The organism is Aristaeella hokkaidonensis, assembly GCF_018128945.1.
GTDB classification, from domain to species: Bacteria; Bacillota; Clostridia; order Christensenellales; family Aristaeellaceae; genus Aristaeella; species Aristaeella hokkaidonensis.
Genome location: NZ_CP068393.1, coordinates 1931216 through 1947313 on the forward strand (window position 1 = coordinate 1931216; position 16098 = coordinate 1947313).

Sequence of the window (16098 nt, forward strand, 5' to 3'; positions counted from 1 at the left end):
AGCTCATTTCAGGCTGGAAATGTTTTCTTAGTTCTTGGCCGGCACAACGTGCTTGCTCTCGTCAAAGTGTTCCGCCTTGGTGGTTCCCCGGTCGGAAACTTCCAGGCTGAACTTGCCTTCCAGCGTATGCTCTCCGTCCTTGTTGGTGGTCAGCTTCACGCTGGCGCTGCCCTCGGCGGCTTCCAGTTCGCCCTTGTCGTTTACCTTCAGGGTCATTTCCGCGTTCTGAATGCTCATGGACTGGGTCGTCGCAAGCACGCCCCGGGCAATGGAGACATAGTCGCCGATCTTGCCCGTCTGGTTCTTGTATTCGTCACTGTTCATCCTGAGGAAACGGTCACCGGTGAACTGCATCAGCAGCATCAGTCCGGTGTTCAGGAGCTCTGTGGAGTTTCCGTTCAGCTTCAGGTGAATGGTCTTTCCGCCGTTTTCAGCTGTACCCACGGTCACCTCTGCGAATGCGTCAGCCATATTGGCCAGCATACGGAAAGCATTGATCACCAGGTCAGTCCGGGAAGAGGCACGCAGGATCGTGTTGTTTTTGATGCTTCCGGCGGTCTTGTAGGTGCCGGGATAAACGACTTCCACAACACGGACAGCGCCGTCATCATCAAAGATGGTATAACCGCTGTTCTTAACAGATCCGTCCTTCTTCGGGCTCTTCACCTTCAGGTCGCAGCAGGCGTCGTATCCTTCCTGCTGGTAAACGCCGTCTATCGTCTTGAACCAGTTTCCGTCAAAAGAGAACTCCATATTACCCTTCAGGGTCACGTTGTCGGTGTTGAACAGCAGCTTGTCGCAGTCATCAACAACCTGCAGCAGAACATTGTTTTCTTCAGCCAGGGCGGCAGCCGCCAGCGTAAAAATCATAATCAGTGCCGTTACCAGTGTTAAAAGTCTTTTCATTTTCGTTTTACCTCCTTCTGTATGCCCCAAAAAGGGGCGTACATATAAATAGACGAATCCGTGTATGGTTTTGTTTCGCCCCGAATGGGAAAAAAAGAACCGCCATTCAGGCGGTTCCTTTATATAAGCATTGATTTCTTTGGGCTCAGCAGGGTTTCCGGCGGGGTTTATTTTTTCTCTTCCAGGATAAATTCCGCAATATCGCCGATGACCTTTTCATCCACTTTTGCGGCTTTCGCATAGTTCGCGGACACGTCATTCATCACGCCGGGGGTCATGGTATGGATCAGTCCGGGATAGGAAATCATGGTCCAGTTTTCCTTGTCCCCGAAGGCTTCCTTCCAGATTTCGAAGTCCTTCATCGTCACCTGCCAGTCCTCTTCACCCTGAAGCACCAGGACCGGCGCTGTGATCTCCTCCGCCATCTTCAGCTGGTCATATTCCGCCAGCCACTTCCAGTACGGCGCGTAAGCACCCTGAATGGCATCGCTGTCTGCCAGCGTGTCCAGGTCGTTCAGCCTGTCCAGTTCGCTGAGAATGTCCTCCTTGTTCATCCCGGCCTGCTCCATAACCTCCGGCTGCGTAGAGAACATGAACTCATACTGTTCCCGGAACAGCTCGTCCAGCTTCCTGGGGGAGCCCGCCATCATCACATATCCGCAGGCGGCCGCAGGCTGCTCTTTCAGCACCTTGTCAATCATCGGAATCGCGATGCCGCCCAGGCTGTGTCCCAGCACATAGATCCTTTCCGGATCAATCTTTTCCTGCTGTGCCAGCATCTGTACCGCCGCCACTGCGTCGTCCACCGTTTCTTCCATCAGCGTCAGCTGATAGTTATCAGCCAGCTCTGCCTTGTAGGTATAAGTCCGCTTGTCGTAGCGGTAGACCGCCACTCCCTTCGCGGCCAGGCCTTCCGCCAGGTCTTTGAAGGGCCTCACATAGCCGATGCTCTCATCCATGTCGTTGGGGCCGGAGCCGTGCACCAGCACAATCACCGGGAACGGGCCGTCTCCGGCCGGCAGGGTCAGGCTGCCCGGCAGCTCGCCCAGTTCGGGAACCGGCAGGTTCAGCTCAACGCCGACCAGGTCGCTTCCTTCCTGTTTACCGGAAAAGATGCTTGTCTGTACACCCGCAACCGCGCCATCCAGTGTTACCAGGACAATATCCACAGACGTCGTGGAGAAAATGCAGGGAATATAGAAAAACTGATAGCCCTGGATTTCCTTCTGATAAGCCGGCTGGATTTCTTTGACCTCGCCGATGGAAGTAATTTGCATCGCAACCGCCTTCATACCGCCGGCCGCTTCCAGCGCGGTTTTCAGTTCAGGCATCAACTCCCAGGCGCTGTCCAGTTCCTCCGGATGCTCTCCGAAGAGCGTCTGGATCCATTCATCCGCGTCCGCGGGCGTTTCGATCTTCCGCGCTTCCTGCTCCGCGAAAGCCATTCCGCAGGCTGTCAGCGTCATCACCAGCGCCAGCAGCGCAGCCAGCATTTTGCTCATTTTCCTCATTCGGTTTCTCCTCCCCGGGTTCCATACCGGAACCGTTTTATATATGATTGCTTTATTGGACTGTGATGTGCTCTGTATACATCGTGAACACTATACCATACTTGGCCCGTCGTAAAAAGGATAAATCAGATAAGATAGCCTTTTTTATTTTGCTGTTTCAGAGTAAATAGATCTCCAACCTCAGGTTGGAAAAAAGAGCAGGATTTCAACAACTGCGTTATTGTTTTCCCGCATTTTCAAAGCTACAATTTAAACACCGGCCGGAATAAAAGATACGGAGTGACTGATATGGCACAGATTCAACTGAATGAACAGATTGCCTTCCTGCGGCGTCAGAAAGGCCTCACCCAGGAAGCCCTGGCGCAGCAGCTGGGCGTCACCAACCAGACCGTCTCCAAATGGGAGTCGGGCCAGTGCTGCCCGGATATCCAGCTGCTGCCTGTCCTTGCGGATCTCTTTGGCATATCCGTCGATGAACTCATGGGTCATACTCCTTCCGGCAGCCTGGATTCCCTCTGTCTCGGCCTGAAGTCATATTTTACAAATCTCCCGGAAGGGCAGAGCTTTGAGGATGCCTACCGCCTGGCTGCCCAGCTGCATGAGATCGTCATGACCGACGGCTATAAGAAGCGCCTGCCCTGGAGCGAGAAGAACTATGCGGAGGAAAACATGACCCGCTGGGGGCTTTCCGCCTGCAGCGAGGCTCCCGGAAACACCCTGCGCAGCGGCAACGTCCTCCTTTTCACCCGGAACGACGCGTACCAAAGCCCGAAGGCAGCGGAACTCCGCGCCATACAGGCCGCCCTGAAGATGCTCTCCGACCGGAAAGCGCTGAAGGTGTTTTTTGCCCTTCAGGATCTTACCGTCAGGGATCCTGACCTGTATGTCACCGCAGACGGGATTGCGGCAAAGGCAAAACTGGATATAGACGAAACAGAAGAAATCCTGTCAGACCTTCCTGTCACGGTACTGGAAGACGGAGTCACGGAAAAATACCGCATTGAGGGCAGCGCCGCCTGGCTGGCGGACGTCATCAGGCTGGTCAGGCTGTAAGGATACAGAAAAGGCGGAGCTTTCGCTCCGTCTTTTTCATGCCAAAGACTATACAGAAGCCCTGCCGTCTGTCTCCCGGCAGGGCTTCCAATGGAAAGGAGGATATATCCCGGATGTCAGGCGATCATTTGCCTGGCTTTCTCCAGTCTTCTGAATATGGTAGCCGCGCTGGTCTGCATGCATTCCGCCGCTTCGCGGATCGTCATTCCCTGCATGGATACCAGCAGGAGCACCTGGCGGTATTTCTCCGGCAGGTTCATCACGTCCATAATCAGCTCCCGGTCTTCTTCCGGAGCATTTCCAAGTTTTTTCAGGTCTTCGGGGGAAATCAGTCTGCTTTCATGCTTGTACCAGCTTCTTTTGAGGTAATCCCGGCAGGTGTTTCCTGCAATCCGGGTAATCCATGTACGGGCAGAGCATCCGTTTTTCGCTTCAAAACGGCCAATACTCCGCCAGGCCTTCAGGAATGTCTCCTGGGTAGCGTCTTCCGCATCTGTCCGGTTGCCCAGCATCATAAAGCAATAGCGCAGGATTTCTGTGCCATAGGCGTCATACCATGCGGAAAGAACAGATTCATTGTTTGCGCAGGCCCCTGCCTGCCGTCCTCCGCGTATGATTTCCATGAGTCATCCCTCCTTGGCTATAAGCATATCAGGCCAACCTTACTTTCAGGTGACTTCTGCCTTACGTTTTCGTAAGCTATGTAAAAAAGCCCCGGAATCACCATCTCGGCGATTCCGGGGCTTCCTGTGTTGCACCAGATTGTTACAGGAACTGCTTCATGTATTGTGTCCTTTTAATTCTGAATTCTGATTTCTGAATTACTTCATCAGGCTTCTGATGCTCTCCGCCACATTGCCTTCCTGCAGGTCGTTCAGGTCGATGATCCGGATATTCAGTTCCGCCGCCCGGTTCCGTGCAGATGCCCCGGCAGGTTCGGCGGTCACAATGGCGGCCCGGGCAATCTGCCCGCCGAAGCGGTCCCGCAGGACTGCCAGTTCGTTCAGGGCTTCAGTCCGGATCATGCAGGTCTTGCAGCTGATAAACACCGGGGTAATCCCCTGGGTGCACATCACGTCCAGTTCGTTGGAGACTGCGTGATCCTTTTCATCCCCGTTCCAGTCCACAACGGCACTGGTCCGCACGTCGTTGAATATACCGGTATCCAGGCAGGCTTTATAGATATACAGTTCCAGCACGCTGCCCACGTCCCGCAGCCAGGCGCGGACCTGCGGATCCCGGAAATAGAATTCCACGCTTTCCTCCGGCACAATCTTGAGTCCGGAGATCATCCGGATCTTTTCCAAATCCCGCAGGGCTTCCTCCGGAGCTGTCAGCCGGGCACCCTGTTCTCCTTTGACAGTATAGTCACCCTGCACGCTCAGCGAATAGGTTCCGTCCTCCCGCGCCGGCGAAATCCGCTGGATATACGTTACGATCCTGTCCCACTGGCGGCGGTATTTCAGGAAAACGGCAAAGAACGGATCAATATCCTCCATGTACCGGGACAGAATACTGTTATCCACCCGGCCTTTGCGCATGGATCCGCCGGCCATCAGGAAACAGTCCTCCACCGAGAAGGAGATATCGCAGACAAAGCCGTGCATGGACGGCGCGTTCTGGATGCTGTAAAACTTATTCATCGTACGGCTGTAAGTCACCACGGGAATCGCTGCTTCCGAGCAGGCAAACCCGGCCGCGAACAGCACCGCGTCCGTGCCTCCCGTGATATCCATCACCGCGTCCGGATGCTCCTTCAGCACAGACCGGAACAACGCCAGGATCTTCTCCGTATCGTAGATATTCACATACAGGAACTCCATCGCGGCCTCGATCCCGCGATGGTCAAAGTAATCCTTCAGCTGCCTCTGGGCATGTTCCGGCGTTCCCTCCGGGCAGACGTAGATCACCTTGTCCGGATGAAAGATCTCCACGCCCAGCACATTCTCCAGCGGGCGCTCGTCATACAGTTCAACCAGCGTTTTTACTTCCATCTGTGATGCCTTTCTCCTGTCCGGATCTACTGTCTCAATAACAGCTTCGGTCTGTCTGGATTGTAGCATACGCCGGGAACGCCCGCAAGAAGCTTGCCATCCTCCGAAAACCCTGACCCTTCATTGTTCTATAACAAAAAGCAGCGGAGCTTCCGCCCCGCTGCCCCGTTATTCTTCTGTTTTTCTTTTCTTGAATTCTTCCAGCGCTTCCTGCAGTTTATTGTTCTCCGTTATTTCCTTGGTTCTGGTCAGTATTGTGGTAATGACCATCGCCACAGCGAAGAATATGCCGAAGACAATCCAGGCGCTGGCGGCGTCTGCCGGGAACCATTTCCACAGGCGGCTCATCACGAACACGCCCAGTACGATCACGAAGAAATAGAGGGTCTTTCTCAGGAAAACGCTCATGTTTTTGATCCATCGGTCCGTCATGAACACGTCCTTCACCACGACGGAAAACACCGCGAGCAGGAGGAACTGCATCAGGGTTTCAAGCGAAATCCCGCTTTTCCCGAGGCTGAATATGGGGGATACTTTCGCTCCCAGATCGCCCATCAGCCAGCTCATTGCGCACAGAGTCACCACGCCCCCGGCGAAGCTTGCCATAATTTCTTTCACAAGCCAGTTGAGGTATTTGATTTTTTCTTTCATCTTACCTCACCCCCAGCTTCTGGCGCAGCTCGTCCGAGTACATGCGGGAAACCATAATCTGTTCTCCGTTTTGCAGGGTCAGCCTGATTTTCCGGTTGATGTCCGCTTTCAGGCTCTTGATCATCCTCAGGTTCACAATCGTCTGTTTGCTGACCCTCAGGAAGTCCCTTTCAAGAAGCTGTTCCTCCACCTCGTACAGTTTCAGTTCAGACTCATACATCTCCGTCTCTGTGTAGATGAAGGTCTTCCGTTCCACTGCCTCGATATACAGGATCTTGTTGGCGTCCAGGATGTAGGTTTCCCCGTTCTTTTCCGCGCTGACCTGCATATCGAGCATCCGCATCATCGCGATCAGTTTCTCAATGTCCTGGCTCAGCCTCGGGGCATGGATCGTTACGGATGTCTCCGGGTATTGGTCGTTGATGTCGATATCTATCTTCACTTATTCCAGTCCTTTTTTCCTGAAGGCGACAAAGAACATCACCACCGCCAGGATAGCATTCGCTGCCAGGATGACAGCTCCGTCCCATTTTATTTCAGCAAAGGACATAGCGTCAAGCAGGAACCGGGTCTGCTGGGTGTAAAGGAACCGCGCCACCGCGCCAATTCCTTCATTGAACATGGCAAACATCGGAATGAAGGAAAGGATAATCATCGCCATCGCGCCCACAGAACCGGCGGACATCTGGTTCTTTGCGGTGATTCCGATCACGGCGCCGATCACGATGGAGATCAGGAAGCCCACACCCATCACCAGGAAGAAGAAGGGCATATCCGCCGCCGGGAAGGAAACAGCAAACAGCACCGAACCAATCATACTGATGATCCACACATAGGCGCCGATGCCCGTCAGGTACTGTCCGGGCTTCACGTTGGACATCATCAGCACCCGGAGGGTGTTCTTTTCTTTTTCCTCCGCAATGATGGCTGACATGGCGGTCAGGGGCGCCATGGCCATATACATGGCGGCAAACATTTTGGTATACATCAGTTCCGGAACGCCTTCCGGTCTGATCACCCGTTCCAGGATAAACGAAACCACCGGCAGCAATATAAGCTGAATCAGGACCGCCTTGTTCTTGAAGGTATCCTTCATCTGCTTTCTGATCATAATAAGAATATTATTCATGTTCATTCTTCCTCCAGTTTTCTTCCGGTCAGTTCCAGGAATACGGTTTCCAGCGTCGGCTCAGAGGAGTGAATGGTTTCCACGCGTTCCTCTTCCAGCAGCTTGCTGATCTTCTCTGCGGATTCCTTGCTGTGGGGCAGCTCCATATCTTCGCCCGTGTTCAGGTGCAGCACAATCCGCTTCTGGTGGTTGAACCGGCGGCAGATTTCATCCGGTGCGCCGCTGTCCACGATCACGCCCTCATTCAGCAAGGCTACCGTGTCGCAAAGCTTGGCCGCTTCTTCCATGTTGTGGGTCGTAAGGAAGATGGTGCATCCGTGCTTTTTCTTGTCCAGGATGATCTTGTGGATCTGCTTCATCGTCATCGGATCCAGGCCGGTGGTCGGCTCGTCCAGGAAGATGATTTCCGGGGAAACCATGAACACCCGGGCCAGCTGCAACCGGACCCGCATGCCCTTGGACAGGGCGGAAGCAGGCTTCTTCGCGGAATCCTCCAGACCCACCAGCTTCAGCGTTTCCATGATCTTTTCCTTCGGCGTGCCGTAGATGTCCGCGAACACCTTCAGGTTGTCGTAGCAGGACAGCCGTTCATATACGCCAAACTGATCCATCATGATACCGATCTTTTTCTTATCCTCGCCCGAGAGGCGCCTCACGTTCTTCTGGAGGATCATCGCCGATCCCTCGTCAAACGCCAGCTGCCCTGTCAGGATTTTGATCAGTGTCGTTTTTCCGGCGCCAGAGGGTCCCAGCAGTCCGAAAATCTGTCCATCAGGAATATCGAAACTGATTCCGGACAGGACCTTTTTTTCTGTGTAGGATTTTTCAATTCCAGTGCATTGAATCATGTCGTACCTCCCGTAATGCTTTTGCGGGGCATACAGTAACAGAAGGACCCGAGAGGTTCAAGATGCCCGGACGTATGTTGCCGGTTTCTGTGCATGAGATGCCGGATTCGGTCATCAAAAAACGGCTGCCTTTCCCCTGTCCCTGAAAAACATAATTAATGCAAAGGGTTATCATTCCATTACGTCGAATTGATATTCCAGCTTTCTGAGAAGAAAGCTTATTCTTGAAGAATAGCGTTGGGTTATAGTTATGGATTTTAAAATCTTGGTCATCAATCCCGGTTCCACCTCCACCAAAATCAGCCTCTTTGTGAACAAAAAGGAACTGTTCCAGAAAAGCCAGTTCCATGACGCGCCGGTTCTGCTGCAGTTCCCCCATGTGAACGGCCAGGTGCCTTTCCGGTATCAGGTCATCCTGGATATGCTGAAGGAGGAAGGGGTAGACCCGTCCGATATCGATGTGTTCGTCGGCCGCGGCGGCAGCGCCTGCACCCAGCCCAGCGGCGTCACCATTATCGACCAGAAGCTGTATGACGATACCGAAGCCGCCGTCGGCGGCAGCGAGCACGCCGCGAAGCTGGGCGTCATGCTGGCCTGGCGCTTCGCGCAGAACTATCACAAGCCTGCCTATACACTCAATCCCACCAATGTGGATGAATACTGCGATTACGCGCGCCTTACCGGCATCCGGGGGCTCTACCGCACGCCCCACTCCCATGTGCTGAATCCCAAGGCCGTCGCCGAAGCCCATGCGGAATCCATCGGCAAGCGGTATGAGGACTGCAATTTCATTGTGGGCCATATTGACGGCGGCGTTACCGTCAGTACGCATTATCACGGAAAAATGATCGACGGCACCATGGGTGCGGACGGTGACGGTCCCTTTGCCCCCACCCGGATCGGCAGCGTGCCCGTGCTGGAGCTGCTGGATTATCTTGAAACCCATCCCCTGGATGATGTGCGGCGGATGTGCTCCCGTTCCGGTGGTTTCGTCAGCCTTTTCGGAACATCCAACTCGGATACGGTCCATGCGCTGGTGGAACAGGGAGACAAAAAGGCCACCCTGGTCTGGAACACCATGATTTACCAGATCTGCAAGAGCATCGGTGAAATGAGCGCCGTGCTTTGCGGCAAGGTGGATGCGATCCTGCTCACCGGCGGACTGATGCGCTTTGACGATATCACCGAAGGAATCAAGGAACGCTGCGGCTGGATTGCCCCGATCTATGTCTACCCGGGCGAGATGGAGCAGGAAGCCATGGCCTTCCCGGTCCTGAAAGTCCTGCGCGGCGAAGCTGAAGCCATTACTTACAGCGGCAAGAACGTCTGGCAGGGATTCGAAGGAATGGATCTGTGAGAAATATAGGCCGACTAAACAAAACTGCGGAGTAAAAATCTCCGCAGTTTTTATGTGGACAAGTGCCATCTATATGGCAGAACAGCGTGCAATAAGGCTGTCATTTCGACCGGAACGAAGTGAAGTGGAGAAATCCCTTACTACGTCCGGAGGACGAAAAGCGGCAAGAGTGTGACTGCAAGGGACTGACTGTCTGTCACTGTTTTCGAAGAAAATGTGACTGAAAGTCTGTCCCTCTGTCACTGCTCTTGCCGATTATTCCGTCCATTTTCAAAAACCGGTACACATTCGGTACACAAAAAACAAAAATCCAGGGTATCCTGCCCGGAGATTCGAACTCCTGTTCCGCAACCTCAATCGTCGCGACTGTCCCCCGGACAGCTCGCTCGTTTCGGTTGAGAAAGCCGCCGACGAGATTTCCTCCACTGGAGGTCCTCGGCGGCTTTCCCCCTCCACTGCCCACTGGCAGTTTATTTGATCAGGGAGTTCGAATCGACGATGATCCAAAAGTCAAAACCCGGAACCACCGTAAAGGTGATTCCGGGTTTTGATGTGGAGCATAGGAGATTCGAACTCCTGACCCCAACACTGCCAGTGTTGTGCGCTACCAACTGCGCTAATGCCCCGAACAGATGGTATATTATCATAGAATTTTCGCTTTGTAAAGCACTTTTTTCAGGAGTTTTTTTCTGCCAGAATCAGCCGCTCAATAGTGCGGAAGCGTAAGGTTATTCTCGCTTTCCCCGTCCCGCAGTCTCCGTGCCGCAACGATCAGCCGATCCGTATCTTTGTTGTAGCAGGTCACCAGAATCAGCAGCTGTTCATCCGGCTGTACGTCCAGCATATTCGCGTGGTAAGACCGGGCGAGCAGCTGCTTCACGGCTTCTTCCCGCTCATCCACCCGGTTGGAGTCGAGGGCCCACAGGTTATAGTAATTCGGATCCCCCGGTTCCGTGCTGATTTCCGCCACGGCAAACACAGCATATTTCCCGTCTTCATACTGGCTATCGAACGTAATAATCCTGTGCTTGTAGTAATAGGCGCTTTCCTTATACTTCCGCAGCCGGCCGAACATATTCCCGCTCTTCATGTTATGGCCGAAAAGATAGACCGTATAAGGCCTAGTCAAAAGGTTAATGCTGGAGTCCGTAAAGATTGCGCCGTTCGCGTTTTTCTTTCCGTTGATATCATGGGTCAGGAAGTAGGTGTTGTCCTTCAGTCCAACCGCTTCCTCCAGCTGGTCCATGCTCAGCCAGCCCATAATATAGCTGCTCTTCTTTTTCAGTTTCCGGAAGCGCTCGGAAATCTGGAGATTCTGATTATTCGGATAAGGAACCGGCTGAAGGGTAAGGGACTGCGTCGGTTCCGGCTCCGGGGTCGTCATTTCCTGCCGGGGTGCCGCTGTCACGAGCACGGCTGTCGGCGCTGCCGTCGGAGTGACAGCAACCGCCTCTGTGGGTTCTTCATACAGTTCATAAAGGGCCTGGCTGGTCTCCCGGGAGGAATAGTATTCCACACCGTAAGCGATCAGTCGAATCACGCTGTAAATAATCATCAGGGCGAATACGGCAGCAAGGGCAAGCCTGCGGCGCTTTTTCCGCGCCGCGGCTTCCTCGATCCGCTTCCGCTCTTCCGCATACGGATCCGGTCTTCTCTCCGGATAATACGGCATGATCCTTTACCCTCTTTTACTTCCTTCTCTTCAGATAAGGAATCACAACAAGCATCGCTGCCAGCACACCCGCGCAAAGAACCATCAGGCCGGTCCACAGGAACAGATCCTCGCTGTCTCCGGTTTTCGGCACCGGCTTGGGAGTTGCCGTCGGTGCCGCTGTCGGATTGACCATCGGCGTTGCAGTTATCGTTGGTGGCGTTGCTGTCGGTGCCGCTGTTACTGTTTGTACAGGCGTCGCTGTGGGTGCTGTTGTTTCTGTCTGTGCCACTGTGGGCATCGCTGTTGGTACCGTTGTTGCTGTAGGTACTGTTGTAGCTGTCGATGCCGCTGTGGGCGTTGCTGACGGTACCGCCGCAGTAGTTGGCGTCGCTGTCGGTGTCGCAGAAGGACTTGCAGACGGACTCTCAGACGGAGCCGCTCCCAGTCCCACCGCTGCCGTTGCGGTCGGCTTATCCGCAGCACTGTACACCGCCTTATAGGTCATGTTCTTCTTCACCTCAGGCAGTGTAGCGCCGGGAGCATAGGTTGTGGTTCCGTCACTCCATCCTGTAAAGGTCAGGATACTCTTCTCCGTCTCTTTACCGGCCGGATCGTCCGGCTTCATCGGCACGTTCCCGTACTCATATTCAGTTGCCGCCTTCAGGACGCTGTTATCCTCATCCACAAAGGTGATTGTATACTTTTGCAGCTTCGTTGTAAACTTCGGCTTGTAAACCCTGTTTCCGTCCTCATCAATAACAGGTTCATCCCACTCAGAGAAGGTATAGACATACTGCTCGTCCGGCTTCTTCGTGGGTGTCTTTTCCGTTTCCGGCTCCGGATCTCCATTCTTCCATCCTTTGTCATCCAGGACAGAACCGTCCCCATTCTGCCAGGTCACGGTATGGCCTTCTTCCCACTGAGCATACAGGGTGGTATCCCCGTTCATCTCAATGGTGTCTCCCGAAGCGTAGAAATTCCGGCCTTCGTCATCCGACGCAGCGTCCTCTGATTCAACAGTACGGCGTATTCCCGGTTCCCGTCCCCAGCCGCTGAAGAGGCACCCTGCTTTTTTCAGGGTTCCAGCACCCTCCACTGTTACAGCAGTGCCATGCGTGACAGTCTTTGAAGCCGGTGCGGCACCTGAGTCCGCGCCGTTTCCGTCATAGGTCAGGGTGACCTTAGCCGCAACATAGGCGTTTTGATCGGATGTGTCATTCATCATGATCACATCCAGGCCTTTGTCGCTGAAAAACCAGTTATCCGGGGACGTCGTATTCGTATTCCTGTATTTCAAACCGAATTTGGCCGGGTTTCCTGGTGTCGGTGCAGTCTGCGTGGTTATACCGACGGATGCGCCGCTGGTCATTTCACCGATAATGTTCATAGGCTTGTTGTTCTGCAGATAGACATTCACCTCATCACCGGAATGATTCACGTTACCGGTAACCACCGGATTTCCGGAAAGATTAATTGTGCCTGTTTCACACATTATACCGCCTTTATTGGAAGTGTTCCCTGTAATATTGCCACCGGACAGATTCAACGTCCCGCCGATGTTTACACAGCCATATTTACCGGAATCAGTGTTTCCCGTAATGCTGCCTCCGGACATATTGAATGTCCCATTAACTACCACCCCGCCGACACCGTTCGCAGTATTCTCAGCAATACTACCCCCTGTCATGGAAACAGTTCCTTCTGCCAGAAAAACGCCTCCGCCCAGGTTCCCTGTATTATGGTGAATACTGCCGTCGCTCATATTCAAAGTGCCGCCATAAATCATTATGCCGCTGCCGCCATATCCCCCATCATTGTGTCTGATCTCACCGCCGTACATATTCATCTGGCCCGAGGTAATATATACTCCTCCGCCGCCCAACCAATCGCTTCCAAGATTACCGGCAATTGTTCCGTTATACAGATTGAATGTGCCGCTTAACAGGTCTACCGCGCCGGAATGATACTGATCGCGCAAATTGTCATTCCCGATCAGCGTTCCCCCGTACATGTTGAACTTGCTGGCATTTGTTCTTAAGTGTATTGCGGGACCGGCTTTACCGGCGGCATGGGTAATATAGCCGCCGGTAAAGGAGCCCGTTCCGCTGCCGATCGTCGCCGGCTGTTTATCAATGGTATAGCTGTGTACCGTCGTTCCGCAGTCATACAGGTTCAGCGTACCGCCGTTGATGACAATTCCGATCCCTGCAGACGTCATGGTGATTGAATGGTCGTTCAGGCACAGTGAGATTTCCACTCCGCTCCCGATTGTCCAGGCAGAAGAGATTTCAATATCCTTTGCCAGATAGTATTGTCCGGATGCTGTCGGTAATGTTTCAACCTCCGTCCATCCTTCGTGGGTATGCGCTTCAGTCTGTTCCGCGGCCGCTCCCCCGGTCAGAAATACCGTCATCATCACCAAAACGGCCAAAAAAGAAAAAAATCCCCGCCAGCTTTTATGCTTCCCTGTCTCGCGCGTGTCCATCGGGTCCTGTCTCCTAACAATATGTGCTTTTGTCCGAACAAACCGTAACGATCGTAACCGTTTGCCACATTGGCACATATTGTAGCATCAGCAATATACAGTGTCAACATTTTGCACAATTGTTCTTACTTTTTTAACATTTGTCTGATATAATCGATACCTGAGAAAAGGAGCGTGAAACCATGAATCTGACCGAAGCAATCGCAAAACTTGATGAACTGGAAAAATCCACCTATGCCCTGAACCACGCCCAGAGCATTTTGTACGTGGATGGCGATACCGTCGCGCCCAAAAATTCCTGGAAGGGCCGGGGTATGGCCCTGGCTTACCTGACCGAGCTGGCCTACAAGCAGCTGGTCAACCCGGAAACCGGAGAAATGCTGGAGACCATCCTGCAGCATAAAGAGGAGACCGACGAGGTCACCTTCCGCAAGGCGGAACTGCTGAAGGAGAATTATGATGAATACAACATCCTGCCCATGGAGGAGTTCGTTGCCTATCAGGAGCTGACAAACGAATCCGGCGCCGTCTGGCATGACGCGAAGGAAAAGAGCGACTGGGACCTGTTTGCTCCCTATCTGGATAAGATCGTAGCCTTCCGCCGCCGTTTCGCCTCCCTCAAGGATCCATCCAAGCCCGCCTATGACGTCCTGCTGGACCAGTTTGAAAAAGGGGCTTCCATGGAATCCCTGGATCCCTTCTTCCGCACCCTGCGGGAGGATCTGTCCCCGGTCATTAAGGAAGTCGCCGCCCGGGAAAAGCCGGTTCCCGCCTTCATGAAAAGACCCTGGTCTGTCCATGACCAGCGCCTGTTCTCCCGGAAGGTTATGGCCCTGGAAGGCATTGATCCCCTGAACTGCACCCTGGGCGAAACCGAGCACCCCTTCACCGACAGCACCAACAAGTGGGACGTGCGTATCACCACTCACTATTATGAGAATGATCCCTTCTCCAGCATGTACAGCGTCATCCATGAAGGCGGTCACGCCCTGTACGAGCTGAACATCCGGGACGACCTGCAGTTCTCCAATCTGGCCAACGGCGTATCCATGGGCGTACATGAAAGCCAGTCCCGTTTCTACGAGAACATCATCGGCCGCAGCCGCGCCTTCTGCACACCCCTGCTGAAGATCATGAAGGAAGTCTTCCCGGACCAGATGAAGGATATCACCGAGGAGGAGCTGTATTCCGCCATCAATCTGTCCAAACCGTCCCTGATCCGGACCGAGGCGGATGAACTGACCTATTCCCTGCACGTCATGATCCGCTATGAGCTGGAAAAGGCCATGATCGCCGGCGACCTGAAGGTGGCAGATGTTCCGGGTGAATGGAACCGGCTGTACAAGGAAGTGCTGGGCGTGGACGTGCCGGATCATAAGCGCGGCGTCCTGCAGGACAGCCACTGGTCCTTCGGCGGCATCGGCTACTTCCCCAGCTACGCCCTGGGCAGTGCCTACGGCGTGCAGATGCTGGGGCAGATGGAAAAGGACGTGGACGTCTGGACCACGGTGGAAAAGGGCGACCTTGCCCCCGTTACCGCCTGGCTGGCCGATAAGATTCACCAGTACGGCAGCCTGAAAAAGCCGCAGGATCTGCTGCCTGCCGCCATGGGCGGTTCGCTGGACGCGAAGATTTATACAAACTACCTGAAGAAGAAATTCAGCGAACTATATAAGCTTTAATTCACAGCAAATGAATAAGCAAAGGGCGCTGCGTCATTGCAGCGTCCTTTGCCTTTTGTCCTCTGTTAGCCGATCACTTCATACCTTAGCCTGACGTATGAGTCTTCCAGCTGCTCGCAATCGATCAGCTTCAGTATCCCCAGCTTGTCCAGTTCCTCCCTGGTGGTAATGGATTCGCCGTCAATCAAGGTGGAGGTATTCTTTCCTCCGACCAGCACCGGCGCCACAACGATGTCCACAAAGTCAAAGAGCTTTTCCCTCAGGAACAGTCCGTTCACGGTTCCGCCGCTCTGGATCGTGATCCTGTCGCACCCGTATTCTTCCTTCAGCCTCACAAGCGCCTCTTCCAGGCACTGTTTTTCCTGAAGGATTACCCCCAGGTTATCCGCCTTCACCCTGAAGGCCGGATGATCCGGATTGGTGGTAATCAGCACAAACTGCTTCGACAGCTCGCAGAAGAACCTGACCCCGTGCTCGTTCAGATGGGAATTATCGACCAGAACAAAAGAAACCGGTGTTTTGGGCGGCATCTCTTTTTCATTCACCCCAAGCTTTGCCTGCACCCTGCCGGTGTTCAGCGACCACAAGTCCGTGGTCTGCTCTATCTCATAATACTGATGAAGGCCTTCCTTAACGCCATCCATGTAGGGGAAGTCCTGATCCACATCCAGCACGTCAGACGCTCCCGTGCTTATTTTTCCGTCCACCGACATCAGCATAAACAGTGTAGTAATGGGTCTGTCCATACTCTTTGCCTCCCGTCCTCGTATTGTTAATACATTAAACGATCCGCGCGGAAACATCCTGTTTTTTCCTGCTTTGTTTTGT

At 53.6% G+C, this 16098-nt stretch carries 14 protein-coding genes, 1 tRNA gene and 1 pseudogene; 3 read left to right on the forward strand and 13 right to left on the reverse strand.

All coding sequences use genetic code 11. From position 1 onward, the window contains the following. Positions 1–27: 27 nt before the first annotated feature. Positions 28–906, reverse strand: a complete 879-nt coding sequence (locus JYE49_RS08750) for a hypothetical protein (protein ID WP_093957069.1) — start codon at positions 904–906, stop codon at positions 28–30. A gap of 167 nt (positions 907–1073) precedes the next feature. After that, positions 1074–2417, reverse strand: a complete 1344-nt coding sequence (locus JYE49_RS08755) for an alpha/beta hydrolase family protein (protein WP_093957068.1) — start codon at positions 2415–2417, stop codon at positions 1074–1076. A gap of 288 nt (positions 2418–2705) precedes the next feature. Here JYE49_RS08755 and JYE49_RS08760 point away from each other — a divergent pair, with 288 nt between their 5' ends. Continuing rightward, a complete protein-coding gene (locus tag JYE49_RS08760; RefSeq protein ID WP_093957067.1) occupies positions 2706–3470 on the forward strand; it encodes a helix-turn-helix domain-containing protein in 765 nt (254 codons plus the stop codon). A 116-nt stretch (positions 3471–3586) separates the two neighbouring features. Here JYE49_RS08760 and JYE49_RS08765 read toward each other — a convergent pair whose 3' ends face one another. From JYE49_RS08765 to JYE49_RS08790, 7 genes and pseudogenes are all read right to left on the reverse strand, one after another. Next, the gene (locus JYE49_RS08765; RefSeq protein WP_093957066.1) at positions 3587–4093 is read right to left on the reverse strand and encodes an RNA polymerase sigma factor; all 507 of its coding nucleotides are present in this window, start codon (positions 4091–4093) and stop codon (positions 3587–3589) included. A gap of 142 nt (positions 4094–4235) precedes the next feature. Beyond that, positions 4236–4394 carry a hypothetical protein gene (locus tag JYE49_RS15225; RefSeq protein ID WP_369413343.1) on the reverse strand — a complete coding sequence of 53 codons (159 nt, stop codon included), beginning with the start codon at positions 4392–4394 and terminating at the stop codon, positions 4236–4238. Further along, positions 4349–5533, reverse strand: a pseudogene (locus JYE49_RS08770) (Card1-like endonuclease domain-containing protein); the annotation flags it as partial. The gene JYE49_RS15225 and the pseudogene JYE49_RS08770, both read right to left, overlap by 46 nt. Before the next feature lie 99 nt (positions 5534–5632). Further along, positions 5633–6115: a DUF3021 family protein gene (locus JYE49_RS08775; RefSeq protein WP_093957064.1), complete on the reverse strand. Its 483-nt coding sequence runs from the start codon at positions 6113–6115 to the stop codon at positions 5633–5635. 1 nt (position 6116) lies between these two features. Continuing rightward, positions 6117–6557: a LytTR family DNA-binding domain-containing protein gene (locus JYE49_RS08780; protein WP_093957063.1), complete on the reverse strand. Its 441-nt coding sequence runs from the start codon at positions 6555–6557 to the stop codon at positions 6117–6119. Next, a complete protein-coding gene (locus tag JYE49_RS08785; RefSeq protein ID WP_304582647.1) occupies positions 6558–7226 on the reverse strand; it encodes an ABC transporter permease in 669 nt (222 codons plus the stop codon). Between the two features lie 20 nt (positions 7227–7246). Beyond that, complete coding sequence (locus JYE49_RS08790) at positions 7247–8092, reverse strand: ABC transporter ATP-binding protein (protein ID WP_093957061.1); 846 nt, start codon at positions 8090–8092, stop codon at positions 7247–7249. 250 nt (positions 8093–8342) lie between these two features. Between JYE49_RS08790 and buk the strand changes: the two genes are divergently transcribed. After that, a complete protein-coding gene (buk, locus tag JYE49_RS08795) occupies positions 8343–9449 on the forward strand; it encodes a butyrate kinase (protein WP_283399365.1) in 1107 nt (368 codons plus the stop codon). 553 nt (positions 9450–10002) lie between these two features. Here buk and JYE49_RS08800 read toward each other — a convergent pair. The 3 genes from JYE49_RS08800 to JYE49_RS08810 all read right to left on the reverse strand — a co-directional run bounded on the left by JYE49_RS08800 (position 10003) and on the right by JYE49_RS08810 (position 13519). Then, positions 10003–10075, reverse strand: a tRNA-Ala gene (locus JYE49_RS08800). 80 nt (positions 10076–10155) lie between these two features. Beyond that, positions 10156–11121, reverse strand: a complete 966-nt coding sequence (locus JYE49_RS08805) for a class B sortase (protein WP_093957059.1) — start codon at positions 11119–11121, stop codon at positions 10156–10158. 16 nt (positions 11122–11137) lie between these two features. Beyond that, complete coding sequence (locus tag JYE49_RS08810) at positions 11138–13519, reverse strand: InlB B-repeat-containing protein (RefSeq protein WP_179217300.1); 2382 nt, start codon at positions 13517–13519, stop codon at positions 11138–11140. A gap of 251 nt (positions 13520–13770) precedes the next feature. Between JYE49_RS08810 and JYE49_RS08815 the strand changes: the two genes are divergently transcribed. Continuing rightward, complete coding sequence (locus JYE49_RS08815) at positions 13771–15270, forward strand: carboxypeptidase M32 (RefSeq protein ID WP_093957057.1); 1500 nt, start codon at positions 13771–13773, stop codon at positions 15268–15270. 65 nt (positions 15271–15335) lie between these two features. Here JYE49_RS08815 and JYE49_RS08820 read toward each other — a convergent pair whose 3' ends face one another. Beyond that, positions 15336–16016 carry a dihydrofolate reductase family protein gene (locus JYE49_RS08820; RefSeq protein WP_093957056.1) on the reverse strand — a complete coding sequence of 227 codons (681 nt, stop codon included), beginning with the start codon at positions 16014–16016 and terminating at the stop codon, positions 15336–15338. Between the last annotated feature and the right edge of the window lie 82 nt (positions 16017–16098).

What these genes read in the sequence shown, in the direction of transcription:
- buk (WP_283399365.1), top strand. Translation starts at nt 8,343, where the DNA reads ATGGATTTTAAAATCTTGGTCATCAATCCCGGTTCCACCTCCACCAAA.
- JYE49_RS08765 (WP_093957066.1), bottom strand. Translation starts at nt 4,093, where the DNA reads ATGGAAATCATACGCGGAGGACGGCAGGCAGGGGCCTGCGCAAACAAT.
- JYE49_RS08815 (WP_093957057.1), top strand. Translation starts at nt 13,771, where the DNA reads ATGAATCTGACCGAAGCAATCGCAAAACTTGATGAACTGGAAAAATCC.
- JYE49_RS08820 (WP_093957056.1), bottom strand. Translation starts at nt 16,016, where the DNA reads ATGGACAGACCCATTACTACACTGTTTATGCTGATGTCGGTGGACGGA.
- JYE49_RS08750 (WP_093957069.1), bottom strand. Translation starts at nt 906, where the DNA reads ATGAAAAGACTTTTAACACTGGTAACGGCACTGATTATGATTTTTACG.
- JYE49_RS08755 (WP_093957068.1), bottom strand. Translation starts at nt 2,417, where the DNA reads ATGAGGAAAATGAGCAAAATGCTGGCTGCGCTGCTGGCGCTGGTGATG.
- JYE49_RS08775 (WP_093957064.1), bottom strand. Translation starts at nt 6,115, where the DNA reads ATGAAAGAAAAAATCAAATACCTCAACTGGCTTGTGAAAGAAATTATG.
- JYE49_RS08810 (WP_179217300.1), bottom strand. Translation starts at nt 13,519, where the DNA reads ATGATGACGGTATTTCTGACCGGGGGAGCGGCCGCGGAACAGACTGAA.
- JYE49_RS08790 (WP_093957061.1), bottom strand. Translation starts at nt 8,092, where the DNA reads ATGATTCAATGCACTGGAATTGAAAAATCCTACACAGAAAAAAAGGTC.
- JYE49_RS08760 (WP_093957067.1), top strand. Translation starts at nt 2,706, where the DNA reads ATGGCACAGATTCAACTGAATGAACAGATTGCCTTCCTGCGGCGTCAG.
- JYE49_RS08785 (WP_304582647.1), bottom strand. Translation starts at nt 7,226, where the DNA reads ATGATCAGAAAGCAGATGAAGGATACCTTCAAGAACAAGGCGGTCCTG.
- JYE49_RS08805 (WP_093957059.1), bottom strand. Translation starts at nt 11,121, where the DNA reads ATGCCGTATTATCCGGAGAGAAGACCGGATCCGTATGCGGAAGAGCGG.